This window comes from uncultured Fretibacterium sp., from assembly GCF_963544685.1.
Lineage (GTDB): Bacteria > Synergistota > Synergistia > Synergistales > Aminobacteriaceae > CAJPSE01.
On sequence record NZ_CAUUGJ010000153.1, the window covers coordinates 1 to 4,370 of the forward strand.

Here is a 4,370-nt window from a genome sequence, read left to right on the forward strand (position 1 = left end):
GGAATGGGCCCGCATTCCCCATTTCTACTCGGCCTTTTACGTCTACAAGTACGTGACGGGCTTCACGGCCGCGGGGGCGTTTGCGGACGCCATCCTGACCGGGGCGGACGGAGCGCGGGAGCGCTACCTGACCTTCCTGAAGAGCGGCGGCAGCGACCACTCCCTGAACATTCTGAGGCGGGCCGGGGTGGACCTGACGGGGGCCGAGCCCTTCGAGCGCACCCTGCGCCTTTTCGAGGCGCGGCTGGACGAGGGGGAGGCGCTGTGGAGGCCGTGACGGTTTCTGCCGTCCGGGACACGATGCCTTGCAGGTTTTTACAGCCCCCGCGTGGAAGCGGGGCCTGCCGTATCGATCCGATCTCCGATCAGTGTTTCCCCTGAGGCTCGTCCCAGAAGGGGAAATAGAGGCGCAGGTGCGTCACGTCCTTCAGGGCGTCGTCCTGACGTCCGGAGACGGAGGGCAGGTGTTCCCAGGGGCCGCCGCTGCGGCGGCAGAGGACCAGGGGCCGCCGGCCGTAGGTGCTCCAGATGTCGGCCAGTCGATCGTCCCCCTGCGTCCCGGGGACGATCGTCCCCTTGAACAGGGGGGCGGTTCCCTCCAGCATCGGCCGGCCGGGCAGCGGGGCCAGGATCATCCACTGGGTCAGCTTCCATGCGCTCGCCATCTCGTTCGACGTCAGGGCGTGGACGAGCGGCATGATCTGAATGCCGCCCACCGAACCGCGCGGGGAGGTCGCGATGTCGATGACCCCCGTATGCGAGGCGCGGATTCGCCCGATCCTCTGGAACTCGGTCCCGCCGAAGCGTCCCACTCCGCCGACGGGACGGACGACGCGGGCCGCCGTGCGGGGCCCGTCCTTCGTCCACGCGATCACGCGCCCGCCGGGTCGGTTCTCGATGTCCGCCATCCAGGTCCCGGGACGGTCCGGCAGAGAGGTTTCGATTACCAGGGTCTCCCCCTCCCGCGGCGCCCCGTCCAGGGGACGCCGCGTCCCGTCCGGGGCCTCGATCCGGACGGGGGACCCCGTGACGGGGGCGAAGCCTCCGAAGAACCCGGTCCCTGCGGGGAGGTCGAGTGCGAAGAACGCGCCGTCCGCCGCCGCCGGCGCGACCGTCACCGCGGGGACGACGCTGACGATGCGGCCGCGGCCCTTCTCGACGTCCACCAGCATGTGCACGGCATTGACGGCCGAGGCACAGACCGTACTCGGCGTTCCCCATTTGCTGGCCGTGTAGGCCGGCCAGTTCGTCTTGACCGGCAGCCTGCGCACCGTCCCGAGGGGGACCGTCGAGCCGTCCGGCATGACGGCGCAGGCGCTTTCACCGACGCGGCAGGGGATGCGCAGCTCCAGCGCGCCCCTGTCGGCCTCCGCCGAAAGGGGCGCCGACAGGGCGCACAGGAGCGCGAGGAAAACGCAAAGGCCACTTTTTATTTTCTCCCAGATCATCATAAAAACCTCCTTGTCGTATCCATTCAGGGCAGGGGAGCCCACCAGACGGCCCAGACGTTGCAGAGCGCGTGGTAGACGATGGCGGGCAGCACGGAGCCGTTGCGGTGGCGCAGCACCCCCATGACGAGCCCGGGGAAGAAGGTCGCCAGCCTCAGCCAGGCCGGCATCACCACGAGGTGGGACAGGGCGAAGAGCAGCGTCGTCAGGGGGATTCCGCGCCATGGCCCCCATCGGCGTACGGCGAGGGTCTGAAGCCAGCCCCGGAAGAAGGTCTCCTCGATGAATGCCGCGGCCACACCGCCCCCCAGCAGGTTCAGCGCCCCGAGGAGAGAGGGGTGCCGAGGTCCGGGGCCGCCCCATTCCTGCGGCCAGTTCAGGGAGACGAGGGTCAGGGGCGCCAGGGTCAGGACGAGGGCCAGGAGGGTGTCCCGCCATGCGCCCGGCCCCATGAACCAGATCAGGCCCCAGTCCTCCTCGCGTTCGCCCCTCCTGCGGCACCACCAGTAGGGGAGGTAGAGCATGAGGAAGCCGATGGCCAGCCCGGCCAAGGCGGCGAGGAGGGATGCGCTCGACAAGCTGGTCTCCGCCGCGCCCCTAAAGGGCCTTGGAGAGCCCCCCGAAGAGCCTCCAGGCATCGTTGATGAAGAGAATGACGTCGATGCGATGGACATAGAGGGTCCGGGATAGCTTCCAGAGGAAATAGATGACCGGGGCGGCCACGATGACGGCTCCCGTCTTGTAGAGAACCTTGGCGGGAATGGCGCCGAGGTGCTCGAAGAGCACGTCGACCAGCCAGCCCGCGGTCATGAGGGCGAACCCCAGGATCCAGAGCGACAGCCCCAGAACTGCCCGTGTATCGATCAGACGCATGGTCCATCCTCCCGTCCAGATTTACGAAAATTCCCACACGCATTATAGCTCACGCCCCGCGAAATGGGCGAACGCAGCGGGGCCGATGGGGAGATACGCACTTTTACCCCGTTCCCATGGGTTGGGCTTATGTTACAATGCCATGTCGTATGAACGATAAGGCTCATGTCCCCGTGAAAACCGGAGAATGAGGCGGCAAGCAGAAAACACTCGAGGAGGAAGAGGACGTGAAGGGATTTTTCGCGAAGAAGTCGGCGCTGGGATTGGCTTTGGTGGTTCTGATGGGGGCGGGGCTGGCGTGGGCCGCGCAGAAGCAGCCGGAGACGAAGGACGCTCCGAAGGCCGACCCGGAGAAGGTCCTTGCGAAGGTCGCGGACCGGGAGATCCGGGAGAAGGATATCGACCAGGTCATTCGGATGATGGGCCCCCAGGGCGCCATGATGTACGACAACCCGCAGGGCCGCAGGGCCGTGCTGGACGAGCTCGTCTCCATGCACCTCTTCGCCCTCAAGGGGGCGGAGGAGAAGCTGGATCAGACGCCGGAGTTCAAGACGGCGGTGGAGACCTTCCGGAACCAGTCCCTGGCGCGCGCGGCGATCGACGCTTCCTTGAAGGACGTGACCGCCTCCGACGAAGAGGCCAAGAAGTTCTACGACGAGCATCCCGACCAGTTTACGCAGCCCGAGCGGGTGCATGTCCGGCATGTCCTGATCAGCGACGACGTGACGAGTGCCGACGCCATCGCGAAGATCCAGGCGGACCTGAAGGCGGGCGTCTCCTTCGATGAGGTGGCGAAGAGCCGTTCGCTCTGCCCTTCCGCCGCGCAGGGCGGCGACTTGGGCGAGGTCTCCAAGGGGCAGATGGTCCCCGAGTTCGAGGCCGCGGCCTTCGCGCTCAAGAACCCCGGCGACCTCTCCGAGCCCGTCAAGACCCAGTTCGGCTGGCACATCATCAGGCTGGAGGGCCGGACGCCCTCGTCCGTCGAGCCGTTCGACACGGTGAAGCCGCAGCTGGTCCAGTACCTGACCAACGAGAAGAAGGGCGAGGCCTTCAAGAATGCGGTCGAGGGCCTGAAGAAGACCTATAAGGTGGAGATGCTGGTCCCCGAGGAGACTGCATCGGAGGACACAACGTCGGAGGACAAGAAGTAAGCGGGTTTTCGGCGCGCGGTTCGCGTTGCCGCGGGTGTCGTATCGAAGTCGGGAGGTGGGTCCCTTGAAGAGGACGTTTGCGGTTGCGGATATGGCTTGTCAGCATTGCGTCGGACGCATCAAAAAGGCTCTGGACGCCGCCGGCGTGACGGGCTACGAGGTCGTCTTGGAGAGCAAGGAAGTACGCGTCGAGGAGTCCCAAGCTGCGGCGGCCGCGGCGGCGCTCTCGGAGGCGGGGTATCCCGCCGTGCCGAAGGACTGATAACCCCCCGGCCATTCCAGTGCTGAAGAATGACGTCCCTCCCTTCGGGGAGGGACGCTATTTTTTTTGCCTCTTGCGCCCGAGGTTCACGGTGTCCGCGGGGATGCCGATGTGAAGCCGGGCTCCGTCCCCGTAGGGGCGGATCTTGGCCTCGTCGGGCCGGGCGATGCTGCCGAGGGCGCGCCGGGAGGCGTCGAGCGTGGCGTCGTCGAAGGACTTCAGCACCCGCCGGGTGCCGCGCACGAGGTCGCCGAGAAAGCCCTTTCCGTCATCGTCGGAGGCCGTACCCGCCCCGAGTCTCTCCTTGAGCTGCTTCGCAGAAAGGCTTTTGTCGCGTGGCAGACAGCTCTCGCCCCGGTCGCTGCGGGCCTGGGGCCTGTAGGCCGAGAGGTCGGCCGGCGCGCTTTCGCGGACGGGCGCGCTGCGGGGCCTGCCGGACCCGTGGGCACGATTGCCGGCTGCGGGGCCTGCCGCGTTTTGGGCGGCGGGGAAAGAAACGGGTTTTCGGTCCGTGTCCGTGCCGGTGCTGTGAGGCGGCGCCAGGGTATCCGTCGGCGCCGGAACGGGGAAGGCCGGATCGAGGAAAGGGAGCTGTCTCTTATACACATCTCCGAGCCCACGAGACGGAGCTACATC

At 66.9% G+C, this 4,370-nt stretch carries 7 protein-coding genes; 3 read left to right on the forward strand and 4 right to left on the reverse strand.

Features of this window, described 5'->3' with window-relative positions; all coding sequences use genetic code 11:
* On the forward strand, nt 1-277 hold a 277-nt coding region (locus ABLA28_RS10645), incomplete at its 5' end, for a M3 family metallopeptidase (RefSeq protein ID WP_347713646.1).
* Nucleotides 278-365: 88 nt separating this feature from the next.
* On the opposite strand, the gene ABLA28_RS10650 is transcribed toward ABLA28_RS10645, so the two are convergent.
* The 3 genes from ABLA28_RS10650 to ABLA28_RS10660 are packed head-to-tail and all read right to left on the reverse strand — an operon-like array spanning nt 366 to nt 2,321.
* Nucleotides 366-1,448, reverse strand: a complete 1,083-nt coding sequence (locus tag ABLA28_RS10650; protein ID WP_347713647.1) for a hypothetical protein — start codon at nt 1,446-1,448, stop codon at nt 366-368.
* Nucleotides 1,449-1,474: 26 nt separating this feature from the next.
* Nucleotides 1,475-2,026, reverse strand: coding sequence for a Synerg-CTERM system glutamic-type intramembrane protease MrtS (gene mrtS, locus ABLA28_RS10655; protein ID WP_347713648.1), 552 nt, complete (start codon nt 2,024-2,026; stop codon nt 1,475-1,477).
* Nucleotides 2,027-2,045: 19 nt separating this feature from the next.
* Nucleotides 2,046-2,321: a hypothetical protein gene (locus tag ABLA28_RS10660; RefSeq protein ID WP_299298230.1), complete on the reverse strand. Its 276-nt coding sequence runs from the start codon at nt 2,319-2,321 to the stop codon at nt 2,046-2,048.
* A gap of 227 nt (nt 2,322-2,548) precedes the next feature.
* Between ABLA28_RS10660 and ABLA28_RS10665 the strand changes: the two genes are divergently transcribed.
* Together ABLA28_RS10665 and ABLA28_RS10670 are read left to right on the forward strand one after the other, a co-directional pair.
* Entirely contained in the window at nt 2,549-3,472 is a 924-nt protein-coding gene (locus ABLA28_RS10665; protein ID WP_347713649.1) for a peptidyl-prolyl cis-trans isomerase, read from the forward strand.
* Between the two features lie 64 nt (nt 3,473-3,536).
* The gene (locus tag ABLA28_RS10670) at nt 3,537-3,734 is read left to right on the forward strand and encodes a heavy metal-associated domain-containing protein (RefSeq protein WP_314718295.1); all 198 of its coding nucleotides are present in this window, start codon (nt 3,537-3,539) and stop codon (nt 3,732-3,734) included.
* Between the two features lie 57 nt (nt 3,735-3,791).
* Here ABLA28_RS10670 and ABLA28_RS10675 read toward each other — a convergent pair.
* Nucleotides 3,792-4,370 (reverse strand): hypothetical protein (locus ABLA28_RS10675; RefSeq protein WP_347713650.1); only part of this gene is annotated, 579 nt, incomplete at its 5' end.